Here is a 21797-nt window from a genome sequence, read left to right on the forward strand (position 1 = left end):
AATGAAAAAGACAACCGAGACCCGGAGAAGGCTGCATATGCCGGGAGAGACGCAACTATGAATATGCAGGTTCTGTTTGAAAGTACGCTGGCTATCCTTCCCGAGTGCGTACTCATACTCGCCGCCCTGCTCATACTCATCTGTGCCCCGATTCTGAAAAAAAGATGGACGGGGTCGCTTTTTCTCCTCGCAATCTCCGGTACCGTGCTCTCCCTCGTCCTTAACTTCTCCAGGTTCTCCGGCGAAAGTTCCGCGTTCTCCGGCGCATTGGTAATCGATTCCTTCTCCGCCTATTTCAACTCCCTTTTTCTTCTGGCAGCGCTTGCGACTATCCTTTTTTCAAAAGACCACCTCGAGAAACGCACGCAATGGCTTGAGGAGTTCTACGCGCTTGTGCTTTTCTGCACGAGCGGGATGATGGTTCTCGCCTCCTCGGTCGAACTCATGACGCTTTTCGTTGGGTTCGAAATCATGTCAATCGCCGTCTACATACTCTCGGGGTTCAGAAGCAAATCCCTCGACTCGACAGAATCAGGCGTAAAATACCTTGTTCTGGGAGGGTTCTCTTCCGCGGTGCTGCTTTTTGGAATCGCCCTTCTCTACGGGGCTACCGGTTCCACTTTTCTGGAGGAAATTCTAAAAAGTCCGGGGAATCTTCCGATGTATGTCTGCGGAGCCACCTTTGTTGCAGTGGGAGTCATTTTCAAGATAGGAGCCGTGCCGCTTCACCAGTGGGTGCCCGATATCTACGACGGAGCTCCCCTCACGGTTACGGGATACATGTCCGTTGCGGTAAAAGCGGCGGCTTTTGTGCTGCTGCTGAGAATATTTCTCGGTTCCGCTCCGGAATTTGAAAACTACATGACGGCCGCGGTGCAGATTGCGGCGGTGCTGACCATGGTAGTGGGAAATATAGCCGCCATATATCAAAAAAGCGTGAAGAGGATGCTCGCCTACTCAAGTGTGGCACACGCTGGATATGCCCTCGTCGGGGTAGCGGCAGTTCTCTCAGACTCTTCGGTCGGAAGCGGGAGCGTTCTTTATTATCTGTTTGCCTATACTTTTATGAACCTCGGAGCTTTCGGAATCCTTGCCTACGCGAGCAGGGAAGGAGACGATTGTGACACTTTCGAGAGGATATCGGGACTCTGGAGCAGAAAACCGGCGGCATCGCTCGCACTTGGAGTATTTATGTTCTCGCTTGCGGGAATCCCGCCGACTATAGGATTTTTCGGGAAATACAGGGTGTTTTTAGCTGCAGTCGACGCCAATCTGACGCCGCTTGCAGTAATAGGAATAATAACAAGCGTAATCTCCGCGTACTACTACCTCAAAGTGCTCGTCTACGCGTTTATGAGGGAAGACAGTTACGGAGCAAGCGCGAACAAACCGCTTTCGGGGGCTACAATTGCGGTGCTTACCGCAGTCACGGTTTTTTTCGGTATATTTCCTTTCTTGTCATGGGATCTAGCAGCTCAGGCCTCAATCACTCTTCTCGCCGGAATCGCATTTTAGACTGCAAGGGTTTTTTCCTTCGCCCGAGCGCGGAGGATTTTTATTTCAGAATTTAGGAAATGGAGAAAGGCAAAGACACTCAAGGCTTATTTGTAGATGTGATGGCGGTTTTTTTCTTCGCCCTCGGCGTATTTACCTTCGTAAGTCTTCTGGCCTTCAGCAACCTTCTTGAAATCGATGTAAAAGGCGCGATGGGAGGGGCGGGCCTTTATGTGTCCCACTCCCTTGGAAGTTCCTTCGGCACGCTTTCCTTCGTATTTCCCGTGCTGATGTTCTATTCATCATACGTGATCCTGAGAAAGCGGCCCGCCCAAAAAATATACTGGAAGCTTTTCTCCACAATTATTTTCCTTCTCTCCTCGACCACCCTGCTGGGGCTTGTTTACGGAAAAAGCTCCCTTCTAGGCTACTCGCCGGCCGGGGGATGGCTGGGTCTTGCGATCTCCAGAGAATTTGCGCAGAACATCCTGGGGACCTTCGGAACATACATTATCGCCATAATTGTCATATTCGTCTCCGTGATAATAGCAACGGAAACCAAGATCGCCACCGTAGTGAAAATCATCCGCCTTCTCTTCTCAGGCACGTTAAAAGGAATTTCCGCACCGATCGGTGCTCTGAGACGCACTGCCGCACAAAGGGCCGCACGAGGAAAGAAGAAGCAAGACGCACCGAAGGCAACCCCCAGCGCGGCAAAAACCACGGCCACAGAACACAAGCAACAAGCCGACACGGAACCGCAGATAGTCTTCACTCCTCCCGCCCCTGACAAGAAAGACGGGCCGTCCCCTGCCGCGCCCGAAAGCAAATGGCTTGACTTCTCCCTCCCCTCAATTGACCTGCTTGACCCGAAAATCGATACGTCGGTAGAGATAGATAAGGAAGCCATGTACCAGAAGGCCACCTTGATCGAGGAAAAGCTTGCGGACTTCGGAGTAACCGGAAAGATCATGGAAATACGCCCCGGGCCGGTTATCACGATGTTCGAATACAAGCCCGCCCCGGGGATAAAAATAAACAAGATATCGTCCCTTGAAGGCGATCTGGCAATGGGTCTTAAGGCGCTCAGTATAAGAATCATAGCCCCCATACCGGGAAAGGACGTTGTCGGAATAGAGGTGCCGAATGAAAGCAGGGAGATAGTGGTACTGCGGGAACTTTTCGAGAGCAGCTCGTTTACGGAGAAAAAATCGATGCTCACCGTCGCCCTCGGAAAAGACATATCCGGAAAACCGCGCTACATGGACCTTCAGACCGCCCCGCACCTTATGATCGCCGGAACTACAGGTTCGGGCAAAAGCGTGCTCCTAAACGCCGCAATCACAAGCCTGCTCTACAGGGCGACCCCTTATGAGCTCAAGATGATAATGATAGACCCGAAGATGCTCGAGCTCTCCATATACGAAGACATTCCCCACCTGCTCCACCCGGTTGTAACCGAATCGAAAAAAGCCGTGGCCGCCCTTAAGTGGCTGGTTGGGGAAATGGATTCCAGGTACAGGATGCTCTCCGAGGAAGGGGTAAGGGACATAGACAGCTATAACAGGAAGCTTGAGACGCTTGAAATCGAGGAAAAGCAGCTCAGGTGGCTTCCCTACATAGTCGTTATCATAGACGAGCTCGCCGACCTGATGATGGTCTCCCCGAGCGACGTCAAGGACTCGATAATAAGGCTCGCGCAGAAAGCCAGGGCGGCGGGAATTCATATAATAGTCTCCACTCAGCGCCCCTCGGCGGACGTGGTGGCGGGACTCATAAAGGCTAACTTCCCGGCGCGCATATCCTTTCTCGTATCTTCAAAAGTGGATTCAAGAATCATTCTTGACACCGGGGGAGCTGAAACCCTGCTCGGAAAGGGGGACATGCTTTTTCTCGCATCCGGTGGGAGCAACCTATTAAGACTGCAGGGCGCGCTTATATCCGACGATGAAAGAAAACGGGTAACGGATTTTCTAAGGTCCCAGGCAGACCCCGTCTACATAGAAGAGATAACAAAAGACGACCCAAACGATGAGAACTCGGGAGTCAGCGAAGACGAAAAAGACGAGCTTTACGAAACCGCGCTCGGCATAATAGCCGAAACGGGACAGGCATCCATCTCCATGATACAGAGAAGGCTCAAGATAGGATATAACCGCGCGGCCAGGATCGTTGAGACAATGGAAAAAGAAGGTCTTATAGGTTCCCAGGGAGCTGCCGGCAAGCCGAGAGAAGTCTACGTGAACATGATTAAAGCGGACAGGGGAAACTCGGATTGAAAAAAATCGCGCTTGCGGCAGCGCTTTTCGCCACATCCCTTCTTTTTACCGCGCAGCCCGCGAGTACCCAGAACCCAAGCACTGTTGTTAGCGGCATCCAGAAAAAATACGCCTCGATAAACGACCTCAGCTCTCCATTCACCCAGGTGACCCGGATAAAGGACCTCGATGAGAAAATCGCTTCCTCGGGCAAGGTGTGGTTTAAAAAACCCGGGATGATGAAGTGGCAGTACGAAGAGCCATGGAAAGATACGATTGTTTCTGACGGAAAGAAGGTCTGGTATTTCGACAGCCGGGAGAACCAGGTAACCGAGATGGAAATTGAAAGCGTCTGGGCAGACTCTCTCGGTTCCTATACCATCATTTCCATACTGGAGGATCTTGACCGCCTTTTCGATGTCCGCCCGGGTGCCGGAAGCGCGGACGAGCGGGGGAATGTCCTCCTTGACCTGAAACAGAAAAACCGGGAGCAGTCAAAGCAGGTAACGATAGCAGTCGATCCCAAGACCTACATGCTAAGAGAAATCATAATCGGCGATGTCTTCGGAAACACTACGGTCATAAAACTGGGCGCCGCAGAAGTTAACCTCGGCATTGCCGATTTGTTTTTCAGTTTCAAAAAACCAAAGGGGGCAAGGATGGAGGCTTTTCCCTGAGTTTTTTACGTATCGCATTTGACAACTCCGACAGCGCGGGTTTCAAAGCAAGCGTGTTTTTATTCTTCAGTGCGCTGTAATCCTTCGGGAGTAACGCTTTGCGGGGCGGTTCTGTCTTCGCTGACCTTGGGGGCGGGGGGTTGGTACGCGCGCAGGTACTGACCGGCGGTTTCGTAAAACCCTGACACCATCTGCTCCAGTTCGTCAATGAAGCTTTTGCGCTGACTGAAACGTCTGCCCAGCTGATGGATCATGCATACTTCGAATCTGGCGACGGGAATATCCTGACCGCTTGTGGAAGCCATCACCGAATTCTCTCTCAGTTCCCCAAGCGTATACTGCGTGCGGGGCCTTCGTCCGGGCCAGATCAGCCTGATATGGATATCCGTTTCGGAGGTTTTCCGCAGCTGGCGGAGCAGCCAGTTGAGACGGGCCGGGGTGGTTTTTCTGTTGCCGGGAGCTTCAAGCGTCATTGACGCGCTGATCGTCCGTTTTCCGATATCGACGACCAACTCAATCGGTGCTGCCGCATCTTGAATCTTAAGTCCGGCCGAAAGCGTCTGCTCTTCGGCAAGTTCGTAGGCGTCTTTCTTTGCACGTGCCGCCGGATCCAGAACGTGGGAACGCGGCAACCTGACTTCAACTTTCACATTGACCTTGCGCGTCAGCAGAAGAGAGATGTCCCTGACTTCCTGATGCCAGGCGGCCACTATATCCTGCACTTCCTCGCTTTTTGTCTGGAGCGAAGCGCCGGCGGCGATTTTCTGCACGATACCGGGCCATGCCTCGGGCATGCGGTCGAAAGCTTTTACCCCCGTGCTCGCATGCGTCAGGAATCTCAACATCTCGGAGAGAACAAAATACTGGTCCTCGTCTTCAATGTCGTCATTGGAAATCAGCAGGTCGGCCTGCGTAATAATGTACATCCATGACCAGTGATAGATTTTCACCCTTGAGCGCGTTTTGGCGGAGAGCTTGACAGGGTGATGATCCGGTCTCGAAGTGAACTGGTTTGAGACGGTTATCACGGCATCAATGTTATGTTCTCTGGCCAAGCGCATGTAGGCGGCAAGCTGCTCCTCATCGAGCTTGACGTTGCCGATCTTCGTTTCAACCAGCGCTTTCCACCGGCGCCTGCCAACCCTGAGCACGATCAGCCCGTCCGGCCTGTGCGCTTTTTCCTCCCCCCGGTCCGCGAATGTGACTTCGGTGTACGCCGTGAGACTCGCAAGTTTCCCGACGCGCTGGTTGACGGAACCCAGCATCGCCTGGCCGAATTCGCGCACGTGCACAAGGCAGGAAAGAAGAATTGAAGTGCTTCGGCCCTCCTTTGAAGTGTCCGCCAGCACCGGAAAAAGACGCGCTTTTTCTCCGCGTTCAAGATATTCGGGCAAACTGTCCATAAACCGCCGATAATTCTAACATGCGTCGGTGTTTTCTCCAAAAGCGCGCGACGAACCAGCCTGCCCGCGCAAGCCGCGCGCAAAAGTCAGGTCTGCTGTTCCAAGCGGCAGAAGCAGGAGGCTTGCGTTCGGGGAAGCGATCAATTTCCGGCACAGTGAGCCCGGCAGAACCGGAAACCAACCGGCTATGGACCTTCCGGTCTTTTTGTTTTCGTGAGCGCCGAGGCCAACAGGGCGGTGGGAACCGCCACAACTCCGAGCCCCGTTACCGCGACGAAAAAAGTGAATATCTTTCCGCCCGTGGTTATCGGGTACACATCTCCGTACTCGACCGAGGCGAGGGTCGTAATCGCCCACCAGAGGCTATGGAACACGCTTTTGAACGCTTCGGGCTGGGCTTTGTGCTCAAAGTGGTGAATGCCGGCCGCCGCCGTGAACAGCACTATGACGCTTGCCGCTCCGTAGAGCATTAGTTCGTCTCTGATCTGCCACCATGCCTGCTTCAGCCTGAACACCGCCTCTGAGGACTGCACCGCCTTGATTATCAGCAACAGGCGCAGCAGGCGAAAGGAGCGCACGAACACCAAGTCTGTCGTCCCCCTTGCGAACCAGAAAACGGGCAGAATGGCGACAAGGTCCACGATCCCGAAGAAACTGAACACGTAGCCCCACCTGTTTTCGCTGACCCAGATACGAAGCGCGTATTCAAAGGTGAAAACAGCGAGGATCGCTGTTTCCGCCATTTCCAGCCAGCGCCGGTCGGCGGGATCCAGATCCGGCAGCGTTCCGATTGAAAAAACCGCAAGGGCCATCAGAACCAAGAACTGGACGGCGTAATCGAATGCTACGCCGGCTTTAGTGTCCCGACGCACCACTACAGCAGCCAGCCGGGAGCGCGTCTTCGCGTAGACCGTCATGCAGCAATGTAGATTACTTGCTTTTTTGGGGCTTTAAAAACGGGAAAGACAAGTGCGGCGTCCACTATCCAGTTGACCTTACGCTTGTCCATGCAGCAGGCAAGGGCGTCAAGCGTACCGTGCGCCCCTCATCCCGCCCGCAAATCTTAAATAAAACTGCCACCTGTATTTAGCGTGAGATAGTCGTGGCACGAGCGAAGAAGAGCTTTGTTCCCTGTCCATCCCTATGCTAAACTTTTCCGAAAGAGAACTATCAAAGCCAGTGGTGAACTGAAAACCGTTTTATAAGACGGAAACAGTTCAGACTAAGGGAACGGATAGAGCCATCAGTTCATAATCTTGGGAGGAAGATTTCGATGACAGAGTCAAACAAATCTTGCGACTCTTCCGGGGAATCGCTACCCCACTCTGAAACTCAAAAACAGGAAAAATCCGGATTCGGTCCACCGATAGCGATCGTGGGCATGGGGTGCCGGTTCCCCGGCGCACCGAGTATACCGGCCTTTTGGCGCCTGCTCGAAGCGGGCCAGAACGTGGTGACGGAGGGCGTCCCGGGTTCCGGCATCGGGCGTATGGACGAGCTTTTCCCCGATGGACAGATTCCGAGCAAGGCCTGTCGTTTCTGTGCCTATGTCGACGGAATCGAGCAGTTCGACGCGGGGTTCTTTCGCATTTCTCCGGTCGAGGCCCAGTTGCTGGATCCACAGCAGCGGATGATGCTGGAAACCACTTGGGAAGCTCTCGAGGATGCTGGCATGAACCCGGATCGGCTGAGGGGCACCCGCACCGGGGTATACACCGGGATCAGCAACGACGAATACAGGATGCTGGTAGTGGAGTCAAGGAAACCTGCCGATGCCGCCTCATGTCTTTATGCTCTGAGCGGCACGAACCTGAACGGTACCAGCGGACGGGTCTCTTTCGTGCTGGGCCTGATGGGACCGGCAAAGGCAGTGGACGCCGCGTGCGCGTCGTCCATGGTGTCGGTCCACGACGCGGTGGCGGATCTGCAGCAGGGCAAGGCGGATCTGGCCATTGCGGGCGGTGTGCAGGCTATCCTGAACAGTCGCATATTCGAACTCCGTGCGGATGCGATGATGCTGTCTCCAGACGGGCAGTGCAAGACGTTCGATGCGTCTGCGAACGGTTACGTGCGCGGCGAAGGTTGCGGCGTCGTTATCCTGAAGCGCCTCAGCGAGGCCGAGGAGGATGGCGATCGGATCTGGGGCGTGATCCGAGGCTCGGCGGTGAATAACGGCGGGGCCAGCACCGGACTGACCGTACCGCACATCCCCGCACTGGAACAGGTGATGGAAGCGGCCCTGTCCGACGCCGGAGTTTCTGCTTCAGATGTGGATTACCTGGAGGCGCACGGGACTGGAACAGCTGTAGGCGACCCGATTGAGATCGACGCCGTCTCCGCTGTCTACTGCAAAGGACGCAAAGCCGATCGTCCTCTTTTGATCGGTTCCGTAAAGACCAATGTCGGCCACCTCGAGTCGGCTGCCGGAATCGCCGGTCTGATCAAGGCGGTGCTGGTGATGCAGCGCGGCGTGATTCCGAGGCATCTGCACTTCAAGGAACCCAACCCTAGCCTCGATTGGGACCGACTGCCTTTGAAGGTTACTTCGTCCATGATGGACTTACCTCAGCGTGGCGGACGGCCGAGACTGGCAGGAGTAAACTCCTTCGGGATATCCGGGACGAACGCCCACATAGTGGTGGAAGAATACATCGCCCCGGGGGGGTTGCCCTACGGAAAGCATGAGCTTGCGGGCTCAGCCCAGGCGGTGACAGTCTCTCTGCCGGAGGCCGTGGAGAGTTTGCCGTTGCCGGAGCAAGAGTTAAGGAGGCGCGAGACCCGGTTGCTGCCGCTGTCCGGCAAATCGGTGAACGCACTCCGGGAACTTGCGGAGCGTTACCTCTCATGGCTGGACGAGCATCCGGAGGATCTTGCTTCCCAAAATGCCTCGGTAGAACCCCTGCTCTCGGACATGGCGTGGACTGCAAGTGTAGGGAGGAGCCATTTTGATCACCGTGCGGGCGTGGTGTTTCGGGATACTGGATCGCTACGGGAGGGGCTGAAAGCGCTGGGGAATGTGGGCGAGAGTTCAGGCCCGCAAACGGCGACGAAGATAGCGTTCGCTTATACCGGGCAAGGAAGCCAATGGGCCGGCATGGGAAAGGCGCTCTACGAACGTGAGCCGGTGGCGCGGGCGGTTCTCGACCGCTGTGAAGAGGTGTTTCGGGCCGAAAGAGGCACCTCGTTGCTTGACGTGATGTTCGGGCGCGGCGAAGGCGATCTGGGCGATACAGCGTGGGAGCAACCGGCACTCTATGCCCTCGAGTGCGCGCTCACGGCGCTTTGGTCGAGTGTAGGGGTTCGTCCCAGCGTGGTGTTGGGGCACAGCGTCGGGGAACTGGCGGCGGCGCAGGCGGCGGGAGTGTTCAGCCTGGAGGATGGAATGCGGTTTGCCGCGGCGCGAGGTACCCTGCTGTCGGAAACCGAACCGGGCGCAATGGCAGCAGTTTTTGCCACTCCGGTACGAGTGGCGTCGACGGTCGAGGAGCTGAACGAATCATCTGCCAGTGTTGGGGTGAGCATCTCGGCGGACAATGGCACCCACCAAGTGGTGAGCGGACCGGTTGCAGAAATTGAAATCATCTCGAAGCGTTTCGAATCGGAAGGAGTCCGGGTAAGACGGTTGAACACGCTCCGCGCGTTCCACAGCGCCTTGGTAGAGCCAGCTCTGGACATGCTGGAAGCTTCCTTGGATAGTGTGGCGATCGATCCACCTTCCCTCACCGTGGTCAGCAATCTGACTGGCCAAGTGGTGGAGCCTGGCCAAGCGCTGGACGGAGCCTACTGGAGGCAGCATGCCCGCGAGAAAGTGGCATTCGCCCGCGGTGTCCAGACGTTGGCGGAACTCGGAGTGGACTTGGTGTTGGAGATAGGACCGAGACCGATTCTGGCCACGATGACTCGCTCGGCCTGGCCGGACTCTGTACAGACACCGGCGCCCATGGTGCTGTCGAGCCTGCGCCCACCGTCTGGTGAATCCTCAGCGTCCGCGGATGGCGCCGATTTCACGCAGGCTGTCGCGGAAGCGTATCAGGCGGGGCTCCCGATTTGTTTTGAAGGGCTTTTTGCGGGGGAGGAGCGCCATCGCATCTCGCTGCCAAGCTATCCATTCCAACGCGAACGCCATTGGCTCGATTCGAAGAGAAAACAGCGCTCAGGCGTCGGCCACCCCTTACTGGGGGTCCGGCACGAATCCGCCACAGGCGAGGTCACATTCGAAACAGAAGTATTCCAGTCGGATCCGGAGTGGTTGAGCGACCACCGGGTGTTTGGCCGGGTTATAGCTCCGGGTGCACTCTACGGGGCCATGGCGGCATCGATATCCTTTACGGAAGAAAGCGGCGCGGTGGTTGTGGAGGACATGCAACTGCTCAACGCGCTGATTTTCCCCGAGGAGGGCTCCGAGGACGATACCGGTGACGAGGGCCGTGAGGTGCAGGTTGTGCTTGATTCTTCCGAGCGGCCAAATTCGCGTCGTGTCCAGATATTCAGCAAGAGGAGTGGCGAGGACTGGACGGCACATGTGGAAGGCCACATATCGTCGGGCGCCCCCATGCCGGAAGCCGGTAGCCGCATCGATCTTGAAAGCCTCAAGACCCCCCTGTCACCAATAGACGTGGCAGACTACTACCGCGCCCGGGCGGGTACGGGGATCAATCTCGGCCCGTTTTTCCGTACGCTTGGGAAGGTCTGGTCCCGGCCAGGCGAGGCGTTAGGCGAGATTTCTTTCCCTGAAGCTCTCGGCCGCAATGAGCTGGACGTTCATCCGCTCCTGCTCGACGGTTGCTTTCAGGTTGTGGCCGTAGCGCGCAATCCGGGCGGGATAGAAGAGGAAACCACCTATCTACCATTTGGCTGGGAGCGACTGTGGCTGGCAGATCGGCTGCCGGATCACTTGTTCTGTCACGTGCGCATGAGTGAGGTTTCCCAAGGGACAGAAGCGGAACAGGGCGAGCCGCCTGAGGTCTGGAACGGAGAATTGCGCATCTACGATCCCAACGGGGTTCTGCTTGGCGGGTTGAGCGGATACATGGTGAAACGCGCGACGCGGGCGGCACTGCTCTCTGCAGGCGAAGGGGTGAATGAACTGCTGTACGAGGTTGTGTGGCGCGAAAAGACTCTCCCGCCCGGAATGCTGTCCGCAGATTTCCTCGCATCTCAGGCAACAGTTGCAGCGCGCTCGGGGTTGCTCGCGGATTATTTGGCTGACGAAGGAGTCACGCCCAAAGACAGAAGCGCCCTCCTGACCGACCTAGAGCGGTGGTCTCGATCCTGCGCGCTCGAGACCTTGGAGAAGCTGGGGTGGGAACGCGAGGTGGGCGTGACCGTGGATTCAGAGGACTTGCGGCAGCGCTTGAACGTCGTGGAGGAGCATAAGAAGTTGTTCCGCCGGATGCTCGAGATGCTGGCCAAGTCCGGGGTGTTGGAAGAGGTGGACGGCGACTTCGTCGTGAGGATCGGACCCGGGGATCCCTTGCCGGATGAAATGCCGCCTGACACCGAGAAGTTTGCTACCCGAATGGCTGAGCTATATCCCCACGGCTTGACCGAGATCGGGCTTTTCCGACGGTCTGGCAACGCCTTGGCAGACATCCTGCTGGGCCGAGCGGACCCGTTGACGGTCCTGTTCAGCAACGGAGACCCGACCCCGGGCGATCTGTATCTAAAAGCCCCGGTGGCGCGGGCGGCGAACCGTCTACTGCGAGAAACGGTTCAGACTCTTGTGGCGGAGTTGCCCGACGACCGACACCTCAGGGTGATCGAAGTCGGGGCGGGTACAGGATCGGCAACCGCGGCCATCCTGCCGGAACTCCCGGAAGGACGGTTCGACTACATGTACACGGATATCTCGGCGGGCTTCTTTGCGGAAGCAGAAGCGCGTTTCGGAGGCGACGAAGCGTCGATAGACTACCGCATGCTGGATATCGAGAAGGATCCGGTGGAGCAGGGATTCGACTCCCACGGTTATGATCTGGTGATCGCGTCCAATGTGCTGCACGCCACGCGATACCTAGATGAGACGCTTGCGCACTGCCAGCGGCTTCTCGCGCCATCAGGACAGATGGTCGCGCTCGAGAACCTGAGGGGTATGGGTTGGATGGACCTGACTTTCGGGCCGCTCGACGGCTGGTGGCGGTTCGCCGATGCCTACCGACCGCAACACGCCTTGGTGGAGCCAGCTGTGTGGCGCCGCATACTCGCTGACGTGGGTTTCGAGGAAATAGAAGTGCTGGGATTGGAAGAGTCCGACTCGACCGGGATGCCGGATAAGGGCGTGATCGTGGCGCGGGGCCCGGCTGAGGTGACCGAAAGACCGGGCGTCTGGGTTCTAGCGGCAGATAGCGCCGGCGTGGCCAAGGAACTGGCAGCAGAGTTGGCCGCGCGCAACCAGACAGTCGTGCTGGCGGACCATCAACTCCCGGAGAGCGGGCACTCAGAAATGGACGGGTCCGGCATTGTCCGGTCAACGGTGGACATGGAGCGGCGCGAGTCGTGGCAATCGCTGTTGGAGTGCCTGCCCGGGGATGCGCCTCTGAGCGGCGTCGTGCACCTCGTGGCGCTGGGTGGCCACGGACTGAACGCGACAACCGAAGAGATGGCGGAGGACACGAAGCAAGCGATGGCGAGCGCACTGGCGTTGACGCAGGGACTGCTTGACTCCGATGTGGTGCCCGAAAACGGAGTATGGTTTCTTACGCGGGGCGCCCAGGTGCTGGAGAAGGAGCTTGGCGGGGAACTTGCCGGCGCGACGCTATGGGGTTTCGGGAAGGCAGTGGCCCGCGAAGCGGCGCATCTAAAACCGAGGATGATTGACCTGGATCCCACAAAAACGCAGTCGCCTGAACTTCTGGACGAACTGTTGTATCCCGACCACGAGAATCACATCGCACATCGCTACGGACGACGGATGGTGGCCCGCCTGGTCCGGGCCGGGACCGACACGGATCGGTTGACATTGCCGGAGCAGTCGGGCTGGGTGCTGGCTCCGGACCCGGAAGGCATATTCGATAAGCCTTACGTCAAACCGCTGCCGGAACATTCTCTGGAGCCGAAAGAAGTCCGCGTCGCGGTCGAAGCTGCCGGGCTGAACTTCTGGGATGTATTTCGTTCGCTTGGCTTCATTGAAGAGGAGAACTTAGGAAAGGAGATGTGTGGCCACGTGCTCGATGTGGGTTCCGAGGTGTCAACCGTCTCGGTCGGCGATCATGTGGTTGGATTGGGGTTCGGTGGTGCGTTCGCGGACGAAATGGTTATACGAGAGGAATTGGTGGCGCCCGCGCCATCGGGAATCTCGGTGACGGATCTCGCCACGGTGCCGAATGTGTTCGCCTCAGCAGCATTCTCCTATGAGCTCTCAGGGTTGGACGCTGGCGAACGGGTGCTGATCCACGCGGGTGCCGGCGGTGTGGGACTCGCGGCCATCCAGTTGGCGCGTGCTGTAGGAGCCGAGGTGTATGCCACGGCGAGCGAGCTGAAGCGGCCATATCTCCGCTCCATCGGTGTGGAGCATGTGTTCGACAGCCGCACGACGAAATTCGGGGAAGAGATCCTCGAGGCTACGGACGGAGCAGGAGTCGAAGTGGTGCTGAACAGCCTGACAGGAGAGGGATTTATCGAGGCGAGTCTGTCATGCCTAGCACAGGGTGGCCGGTTTGTGGAATTGTCTAGGCGGGACATTCTGAGCGAGGAGGAGATGGCCGAAGTTCGTCCCGACGTTGCCTACTCCATCCTGGAGTTGGATGTTTTTAAGAAGACTGATCCGGCTTGCGTCGGAAAGGTTCTCCGGGAAGTGATGGAGCGCCTTAAGGCGGGAGAACTGAAACCGCTTGTCCACAGCAGGTGGCCCCTGGCCGAAACGGGGGCTGCATTGAGATTCATGCGATCGGCCCGGCACATCGGGAAGATCGTCGTGACGACACCACCGCTTGTGAGAGGTGGGTTGCGGCAGGACAGGACCTACCTAGTGACCGGCGGCCTAGGCGGTATTGGGTGCGCCGTGGCCAGCTGGTTGGCGGATCACGGCGCGGGGGCAATCGTGTTGAATGGAAGACGGCCACCGGACCCCGAAGTTGAAAAAGAAATCGACTCGTTGCGTGAACGCGGGTCCACGGTGAGGGTGGAACTGGCGGATGTGACGGATGCCGCCGCTGTGGACGACATGCTGGCGCGGATGGATCAGGAACTGCCGCCGCTCGGCGGAGTGATTCACAGCGTGGGAGTGTTGTCGGATGCTTCGCTGTCGAACCAGAGTTGGGAGAGATTCGAGCAGGTGCTGTGGCCGAAGGTGCTGGGCGCCTGGCACCTGCACCGTGCGACGGCGGACCGCAATCTGGATCTCTTTATCCTCTTTTCAAGCCGAGTTGGCGTCATGGGTAATCCGGGCCAGGCGAACCACGCCGCAGCCAATGCGTTCCTAGACCAGCTCGCCGCCCACCGGCAGGCGGTGGGACTTCCGGGACAGGCCATCGCCTGGGGGGCATGGTCAGAGATCGGCGAAGCGGCGGAACAACGAGACCGGATTGAACGGCAACGAGCGGCGCTCGGCGGCCGCTGGTTTACACCGCAGCAAGGTCTCAGGGCGTTCGACAGGCTAGTACGCCAAGACGTAACGAATTCCGTGGTGATGTCTATGGACTGGGCAGTTTTTGAGGAGGCTGTCGAAGACCGTCCCTCTCTGCTAGAGGACCTGCTGTCCACCAGTTCCAAGGCCGACGCCGACTCGCCCGCTCAGGCGGACGACCTGATGTCCAGGGTGCGAAAGACGACTGTGGCGGAACGCGAAGGCATGCTGGTGTCATTCCTGCAGGGGGAAGTGCAGGCAGTTCTGCGACTACCGTCGACGCCGACTCCAACGGTGGGGTTCTTCGATCTGGGAATGGACTCATTGATGGCAGTAGAACTGAGAAACCGGCTCAATCGAGCATTCGCGGGCGAGTATGTCGTCTCCAACACAGTTGTCTTCGACTACCCCGACATCACGACCTTAGCCCACTATCTGGCAGGTGAACTCGGTCAACTGGGCGGGGACGGTGGGACGGCTCCAACGCCCGAAACAGTCGCACCCTCACCGCGCCCGTCCGTCGCTACTGAGGATGACGACATAGCAATAATCGGCATGGCGTGCCGCTTCCCCGGCGCGAAAAACCTTCTGGAATACTGGAATCTTCTGGAATCGGGCACTGATGCAGTGACCGACGGACGTCAGGCCGGCGATTCGCCGAGGGACACCTTTGGAGACTCAAATTCCGAGAGCGCCACCCACCTGCACGGCGCGTTTGTTGAGGGTATCGAGTGGTTTGACTCACGCTTCTTCCGCATTGCGCCGATAGAAGCGCGGATGATGGACCCACGACAGAGAATGATGTTGGAGACAAGTTGGGAGGCTATCGAAGACGCCGGAATCGCTCCCGACAGCCTACGAGGCAGCCGCACCGGAGTGTATGCCGGAGTCAGTCACAGCGAATACCAACATGTAATTGAAGCCAGCGGTAAGGCTGGCACTTTCCTCGGCCTAATGGCCAGCGTCACCGCCGGGCGGGTCGCATCCGTGCTGGGTCTTGAGGGTCCGGCAATGGCTATCGATATGGCCTGCGCCTCGGCATTGGTTGCGGTGCATCAAGCCGTCGTTGGGCTACAGCGGGGCGAGGTGGACCTGGCCCTCGCCGGAGGCGTGCATGCGGCGCTGTCGCGCGACATTTCCAAACTTATGCTGGATGTGGGGATGCTGTCGCCGAGTGGGCAGTGCCACCCCTTTGATGCGTCTGCGGACGGCTATGTACGCGGCGAAGGTTGCGGAATGCTCATTTTGAAACGACTGAATGAGGCGGAGGTTGACGGCGACCGGATATGGGGCGTCATCAAGGGTTCTGCCATTAACCAGAACGGGGCCAGCGCGGGATTGACCGTTCCGAACGGCCCGGCACAGGAGCGTGTTATAGAGGAGACGCTTGTTAAGGCGGGCCTCACCGGAAGGGATGTTGACTATCTCGAAGCACACGCTACAGCCTCCCAGTTGGGCGACGCAATTGAAGTACACGCGGCAGGCTCGGTGTACGGCAGAGGGCGCGACGCCGACCGCCCGCTGCTGATGGGCACCGTAAAGTCAAACATCGGATATCTGGAGACGGCGGCGGGCGTTGCCGGCCTGATAAAGGCTGTGCTGGCAATGAAGCAGGGTATCATTCCGAAACATCTGCACTTCAAGGAACCGAACCCACAAATCGACTGGGACCGGCTGCCCGTGCGGGTGACTTCTGAAAAGACCGACTGGCCGCCCCATCCTGACAGGCCGCCACGCGCGGCAGTAAGCGCGTTCGGCATATCGGGCACAAACGCGCATATGGTGGTGGAAGGCTACGGAATCGCGACAGAGGATAACAGCGCAAGTGCTGGAGTCCAGTCGCTTAGGGGCGCCGCGCGGCAGGTGCCCGTTTCTCTGCCAGAGCCGGTTGCGAGTCTGCCGCTAGCTGCGGGGGAACTAACGGAGCGCACAGTGCGTTTCCTGCCGCTATCGGGCAAGTCGGACGGCGCCCTGCGGGACATGGCAGGACAGTACCTGTCGTGGTTAGACAACCATATTGCTGAGTCGTCGCCTGAAGCGCCTGCACTTGCTGACATAGCGTGGACGGCGAGTGTCGGACGCAGCCATTTTGACCATCGTGCCGCTTTAGTGTTCGGGGATATGCAGTCTCTGCGTGCAGGGCTAACGAAACTCACGAAGACCGACGCTACGCCTGATAAGCCAGATCCACAACCCGTAACAAGGGTGGCATTCGTGTACACAGGCGAGGGCAGCCAGTGGGTTGGTATGGGCGAGGCGCTGTACAACAGCGAGCCAGTCGTACGCGCTGTTTTGGACCACTGTGACGCCGTGGTGCGCGCAGAGAGAGGAGCATCGCTGCTCGATGTGATGTTCGGGCGCACCGAAGCAGCGGGCGATTTGAATGATGCCGATTGGGCGCAGCCAGCTCTCTACGCATTGGAGTGCGCGCTGACGGCGCTGTGGGCAAGCGTTGGGATCCGCCCGAACGTCGCGCTGGGGCACGGCACGGGTGAGATTGCCGCGGCGCAGGCTGCGGGAGTCCTCACCTTAGAGGACGGACTGCGCTTTGCCTTGACTCGTGGCACGCTGATGGCGGCGCTGCCGGGAGTGGACCCGAACCAATCTCTCGACGGTCTGGAAGTGGCATTTGCAGAGAGTGAGGTCTCACCTCCATCCCTGACTCTGGTGAGCGGCGTTACGGGGCAAGTTGTGAATGCGGACAGCCCGCTAGACGGGGCGTACTGGCGTATGCAGGCGTGCGAGACTGCGGCGTTCAGCGCAGGTGTTTCCACGCTTGCCGAGTTGGGAGTGGATGCAGTGATAGAGATTGGCCCCGGCGCGGTACTGGGGCCGCAGGTGAATCCCGAATGGCCGGACTCGTCAAACGGAAAGGAAGCCACCACTTCACCACTCGTGCTTGCGAGCCTGATGCGACCATCCGACGAGGATTCACAGGAGCGCAGTACCGGTTTTGCGGAGGCGGTTGCAGGGGCATACGATGCGGGACTGGCACTTTCCTTTGAGGGCATGTTCGCCGGGGAATCGCGCCGCCGCATCTCGCTGCCGAGCTATCCGTTCCAGCGCAGGCGTCACTGGGTGTAACTGAGGTGCCGTGTCACGGAGAAAACTAGAGAAAAATCGATTGACCCAAGCGCCTATGTATTGTATCATTGTGTTCTAACATCTTAAATTTTTTAAAAGGAGGACTGTAATTATGGCTTCAGTTGAAGAGCGACTAAGACAACTTGCGGACGAAAACCTGGAGGTAGACGGACAGCCGGTAGGCCAGTTGCTGGACCCGGACAAGGGCCTTGCTGATGTAGGTGTTTCCTCTATGGACGCAGTGTCATTCGCCAAAGTGCTAGAATCGGAATTCAACGTCTCTCTCCTTCCCGGAAAAGCCGGGGAGATCAAGACTATTGGAGAGTTGATAGCGTACCTGGAGGCCAACGCCTCTTAACACCTCTTCGCTGTAGAGGTAACCGGCATCTGATGTCCGTTTCTGCCGCAAGGCGCTGGTGGAGTTCCTTCCATAAAGCTGGTTCCGTTACCGTCATGCATGTAGACCTGACTCCTAACGCCAGCCGTGAGACATCATCTTTGTTGTGGCTGAACGAGGAAGAACAGATGCGCTGTCGCCAATATCCGCTCCCAGGTCCTCGTCGCAGGTTTGCTCTGTGTCGTGCCGCGCTTCGGGCTATCCTCTGTCGCCAGCTCGGTTGCGGCAATGAACGCCTCAGCTTCGGCTCATCTGACCATGGAAAGCCGTTCGCACTAGTAGACGAGGAACCGGCAGCCATCAGCTTTAACCTCAGTCACAGCGGAAAGCACGGCTTGATAGCTTTTGTTCCCCATGGACGTCTGGGCGTGGATGTGGAGGAGTGCGTCCCCCGAAGGGATTTTGACGAACTGAGCGAAGCCGTGTTCGGTCCTCATGAACAGTCCGCCCTTGCATGCTTACGCGGATCGGATAGGGCTCAGCTATTCTTCAGACTCTGGACCATCAAGGAAGCCCTGATCAAGGCTCTTGGTCTAGGTTTTACCCTTGATGTGTCTCAGTTTGAGGTGCCACAAGCCTTGCAGCGGGGGAAAATGAGCATGTTCCGCTTCCCACAGCTGCCGGAAGTACACTGGCGCGTCGAATACATCGGCAACGAGGATTTCTCAGCAGCCATCGCGCACGAACTTGTCCCGTCCCAATTGGGCGAGCGGTCATTACAGCGGCTAAGCGGTGACGTGTCAGAAAAACGAGGAATTTGCCAGTGACTTCAGAAATCGTATGGGAGGTACCTGAACCGCTTTCCACTCACGATGTCCGCGTGGACGACGAAACCGTCATTACGCTGCGGCAACATGGAAACCCGTCGGGACCGCGGCTCGTTCTGAGCCACGGCAACGGTCTCGCAACCGACCTTTATTACCCGTTCTGGTCACTCCTAGTCGACGATTTCGACCTTATAATCTACGATCTCAGAAACCATGGCTGGAACCCGGTAAGCGGTCTTGAAAACCATAGTCTTCCAACATTGGCTCAGGACAACGACACCATTCTTGAGGCTGTCGACCTTCACTATGGAGCAAAGCCCAGAATAGGTGTGTTCCACTCAGTTGCGGCTCTGGCGACTCTGCTATCACCCAAAAAGGGCGGCGACTTTGCAGCCCGGGTCCTGTTCGACCCGCCTGTCTGCAAACCTGGCCGGAGCTTTAAGGATTATGAAGATATCGCAAAACGTATGGCCAAAACGATCCGTCAAAGCACAAGTCAGTTTAAAACCACGCAGGAACTTGTGGACATTCTTCCTTACATTCCAGCCTGGCAGCACGTGGTGCCAGGGGTATTCGACCTTTACGCAAGAACAACCCTGCGTGAGCGTGCGAATGGAGAGGGGTATGAACCTCGCTGCCCTCCTGAGTACCAGGCGCAATTAATAGAGTACGCCAGCGCCTTCGCCGTACTCGTGGACTTTCAGTCGCTACTCTGCCCGACAAAGGTCATCGGGGCTGACCCGACCTTGCCATACTCATACCTGCCGACGCTCGACCTGAGCGATATGTCCACCGTAGATTACGACTTTCTGCCTGACACTACGCACCTTCTTCTTTTGGAAAAGCCGCAGGAATGCGTCAGGTCCATGCTTGAGTTCATCGAGCCGATTATCACTACGTAAACTCGGCCCCTTCCCTTGCGTTCCAATCCAAGCAGCCGTTACGCTTCGACCCGCACCGTAACGATATCCATCCCCTGATATTTCCGGTGGCGCACCGATGAGGCATAATGACGCAACAGGCGGAACGATATTTCCCTCTCATCCACGCTTTCGTCCTCCTCGTTAAGATACGCGAGACGGTCCTCCAAGTTCTTCTCGTCCTCAAGCGTCGAGATGAATTCCATCTCCACCGCCCTACCGTCGGGACGCACGGCTATGATCAGGCGCGACGTTTTGTCCGTCCCGCTATCCTCGGGATATTCACTGTCCGGCTGCAGCAGGCTCGAGAGCGTCTCCTCGCCCGCCGAACGCAGCCGCTGGGTCGCCGCCTCGCTCCAGCGCATATCGGCGGCAACTTCCCGCATGAAGGCGTCAATTCGCGGCAGGTCGGAAAAGTCCAATCGGACCTCCAGCTTCCTAGAACGCGGACTGGTCACATTCAGGAAGATGTTGAGCGCAATCGCCGTTGCCGCGCCCACTGTGATGCCGTTGCCAAGCAGTGTGCCCCATGGGTGCGCCAGCAAGTTCTCAAGAATGTTTTGTTGCTCGAACCCGACACCAAGCGCAAACGACACGCCTACCACAACGGTCTTTTGAAAATCTAGTCCGTCCCGCACAATAGTCTGTATTCCCTCGACAAAAAATATTCCCACGGCAAGTAAGAGAAATGCCCCCATCACCGGATTGGGTATGGTGAGCAGCGCGCCCGTGAACTTTGGCAGCAATGCCAGTACCAGAAGCATGATCGCTATAACGTATCCCACATTGCGGGCGGCGACTCCCGTCATGTTCACGACCGACGCCGTGAATGACGAATATGGCGACGCAGGAGGCGTTCCGGCAAGACCCGACAGCAAAACACCCAGCCCATTTGAGTAGAGCGAGCCTTGGAGCAGCCGAAAATCGGTCGTCCTCGGTCTGCGCCGCGACACCCGTTGAATCACCACGTTGTCTCCAATGCCTTTGATCGCCTGCACCAAAGTGACAATCAAGAACATCGGCAGCAACGCCCAGAATCCGGCAGCCAATGTAAGATCCAACCCTTGGAAACCAACTTGGGGAATGCCGACCCACGGCGCCGCGTACAGCGGCTCTAGGTCATACACTCCCAGCAGGGCCGCAGCAATGCATCCGGATGCGAATCCGATCAGTATGGACCACGGACGCCAGCGCCGCGGGGCGCGCAGTATCAGCGCCGTGGATACCACCAGCATTACCGCAGCTACGAACAGCCCAGCGAATGTCGGCGCATCCTCCGGCACTTCCCCGAATCGATCCAAACAGATGGGCAACACCATCACGGCTATCAGCATAAGCACTGTGCCTGACACGGTCGGCGTTATCACGCGCCGCAGTTGCGGAAGCCTTGTCGCTATCGCAAAGAAAAAAAGCGCAGACACTACCATCAGGCTGGCCAGCATCGCCGGTCCTCCCTCATGCAGGGCAAATACCGACAGCGGGATGTAGTTGGGCGTCACTCCCACGACGACCAGATGCCCCGCACCAAATCGACTTATCTTGGAGGCTTGCAGCGCGGTGACTATCCCTACGATTATCAGCGCCGAGAATACGGACCAAGTCAGATATGCTTCGTCCTGGCCGGTCGCTAGAACATTGATAACCACTATCGAAACTGCGAGCGGCAGCACAAGCACGATGCCCTGTATGGCCACGATGAAAGAGGAGAGCGGCGTGCATTTTTCGTCCGGCTCGTAGCGGATGTGGTCATTTACAGGGATTGAAGCCAATCCGAACCTCCCAATCAGATTTCATCGCTGGCGTAAAGAGTATCGGTATCAGCTCAGCGTGTTAACCAGTTTAGCTTCGACGATTCTGTGATCCTGAGTCAAAAGTGTCGCGCCGAGCACACGGGCGGTCGCCACGAGGATGCGGTCCGCCGGATCGCGGTGAAAGGAATCCGGCAGAGACACTAACTCGGCCGCTATCGCCGGAGAGATGCCATGTCGCCGCACCAGCGGAGGTGCAACCACCTTCTCCAACCACTCCCGGAGGGGGATCTTCAGGCGAATACGACCCAGACTGTGCAACATCGCCACTTCCCAAAGCGAAATATCGGATACCTGCAACGGCGAGTCGGCATCGGCGGACGCAATAACGTCCTGTTGATCCCGAGACAGCCGGCTACGGTCCCCATGCCACCACAGCAGGATATGTGTGTCGAGCAACACATTCTTCACTTCAGGCTGTCCCACTGC

General features: G+C 57.6%; 11 protein-coding genes. 7 read left to right on the forward strand and 4 right to left on the reverse strand.

Annotation, left to right across the window (positions count from 1 at the left end; genetic code table 11):
• Positions 1-57 precede the first annotated feature (57 nt).
• The 3 genes from F4Z13_07710 to F4Z13_07720 are packed head-to-tail and all read left to right on the forward strand — an operon-like array spanning position 58 to position 4429.
• On the forward strand, positions 58-1515 hold the full coding sequence (locus tag F4Z13_07710; GenBank protein MXZ49108.1) for an NADH-quinone oxidoreductase subunit N: 1458 nt from the start codon (positions 58-60) through the stop codon (positions 1513-1515).
• A gap of 59 nt (positions 1516-1574) precedes the next feature.
• Positions 1575-3773 (forward strand): DNA translocase FtsK, encoded by a 2199-nt coding sequence (locus tag F4Z13_07715; GenBank protein MXZ49109.1) that lies wholly within the window; start codon positions 1575-1577, stop codon positions 3771-3773.
• Positions 3770-4429, forward strand: a complete 660-nt coding sequence (locus tag F4Z13_07720) for an outer membrane lipoprotein carrier protein LolA (GenBank protein ID MXZ49110.1) — start codon at positions 3770-3772, stop codon at positions 4427-4429. The genes F4Z13_07715 and F4Z13_07720 overlap by 4 nt, the downstream gene beginning before the upstream one ends.
• A gap of 59 nt (positions 4430-4488) precedes the next feature.
• On the opposite strand, the gene F4Z13_07725 is transcribed toward F4Z13_07720, so the two are convergent.
• Positions 4489-5832: a hypothetical protein gene (locus tag F4Z13_07725; GenBank protein MXZ49111.1), complete on the reverse strand. Its 1344-nt coding sequence runs from the start codon at positions 5830-5832 to the stop codon at positions 4489-4491.
• A 185-nt stretch (positions 5833-6017) separates the two neighbouring features.
• A complete protein-coding gene (locus F4Z13_07730) occupies positions 6018-6749 on the reverse strand; it encodes an ion transporter (protein ID MXZ49112.1) in 732 nt (243 codons plus the stop codon).
• A gap of 356 nt (positions 6750-7105) precedes the next feature.
• On the opposite strand from F4Z13_07730, the gene F4Z13_07735 reads away from it, so the two are divergent.
• The 4 genes from F4Z13_07735 (at position 7106) to F4Z13_07750 (ending at position 19542) form a co-directional block, all read left to right on the forward strand.
• Positions 7106-17476, forward strand: coding sequence for an SDR family NAD(P)-dependent oxidoreductase (locus tag F4Z13_07735; protein MXZ49113.1), 10371 nt, complete (start codon positions 7106-7108; stop codon positions 17474-17476).
• Positions 17477-17588: 112 nt separating this feature from the next.
• A complete protein-coding gene (locus F4Z13_07740) occupies positions 17589-17834 on the forward strand; it encodes an acyl carrier protein (protein ID MXZ49114.1) in 246 nt (81 codons plus the stop codon).
• Between the two features lie 32 nt (positions 17835-17866).
• Positions 17867-18640 carry a 4'-phosphopantetheinyl transferase superfamily protein gene (locus F4Z13_07745; protein MXZ49115.1) on the forward strand — a complete coding sequence of 258 codons (774 nt, stop codon included), beginning with the start codon at positions 17867-17869 and terminating at the stop codon, positions 18638-18640.
• On the forward strand, positions 18631-19542 hold the full coding sequence (locus F4Z13_07750; protein MXZ49116.1) for an alpha/beta hydrolase: 912 nt from the start codon (positions 18631-18633) through the stop codon (positions 19540-19542). Before F4Z13_07745 ends, F4Z13_07750 begins: the two co-directional genes overlap by 10 nt.
• Before the next feature lie 38 nt (positions 19543-19580).
• Here the strand turns inward: F4Z13_07750 and F4Z13_07755 are convergent, their stop codons facing one another.
• Together F4Z13_07755 and F4Z13_07760 are read right to left on the reverse strand one after the other, a co-directional pair.
• Complete coding sequence (locus tag F4Z13_07755; protein MXZ49117.1) at positions 19581-21347, reverse strand: hypothetical protein; 1767 nt, start codon at positions 21345-21347, stop codon at positions 19581-19583.
• 30 nt (positions 21348-21377) lie between these two features.
• A partial coding sequence (locus F4Z13_07760) for a type II toxin-antitoxin system VapC family toxin (protein MXZ49118.1) occupies positions 21378-21797 on the reverse strand: 420 nt, incomplete at its 5' end.

Source organism: Candidatus Dadabacteria bacterium (genome assembly GCA_009837205.1).
In the GTDB taxonomy this organism is placed as follows: Bacteria; Desulfobacterota_D; UBA1144; order Nemesobacterales; family Nemesobacteraceae; genus Nemesobacter.

What these genes read in the sequence shown, in the direction of transcription:
- F4Z13_07710 (MXZ49108.1), top strand. Translation starts at nt 58, where the DNA reads ATGAATATGCAGGTTCTGTTTGAAAGTACGCTGGCTATCCTTCCCGAG.
- F4Z13_07715 (MXZ49109.1), top strand. Translation starts at nt 1,575, where the DNA reads ATGGAGAAAGGCAAAGACACTCAAGGCTTATTTGTAGATGTGATGGCG.
- F4Z13_07725 (MXZ49111.1), bottom strand. Translation starts at nt 5,832, where the DNA reads ATGGACAGTTTGCCCGAATATCTTGAACGCGGAGAAAAAGCGCGTCTT.
- F4Z13_07730 (MXZ49112.1), bottom strand. Translation starts at nt 6,749, where the DNA reads ATGACGGTCTACGCGAAGACGCGCTCCCGGCTGGCTGCTGTAGTGGTG.
- F4Z13_07735 (MXZ49113.1), top strand. Translation starts at nt 7,106, where the DNA reads ATGACAGAGTCAAACAAATCTTGCGACTCTTCCGGGGAATCGCTACCC.
- F4Z13_07740 (MXZ49114.1), top strand. Translation starts at nt 17,589, where the DNA reads ATGGCTTCAGTTGAAGAGCGACTAAGACAACTTGCGGACGAAAACCTG.
- F4Z13_07745 (MXZ49115.1), top strand. Translation starts at nt 17,867, where the DNA reads ATGTCCGTTTCTGCCGCAAGGCGCTGGTGGAGTTCCTTCCATAAAGCT.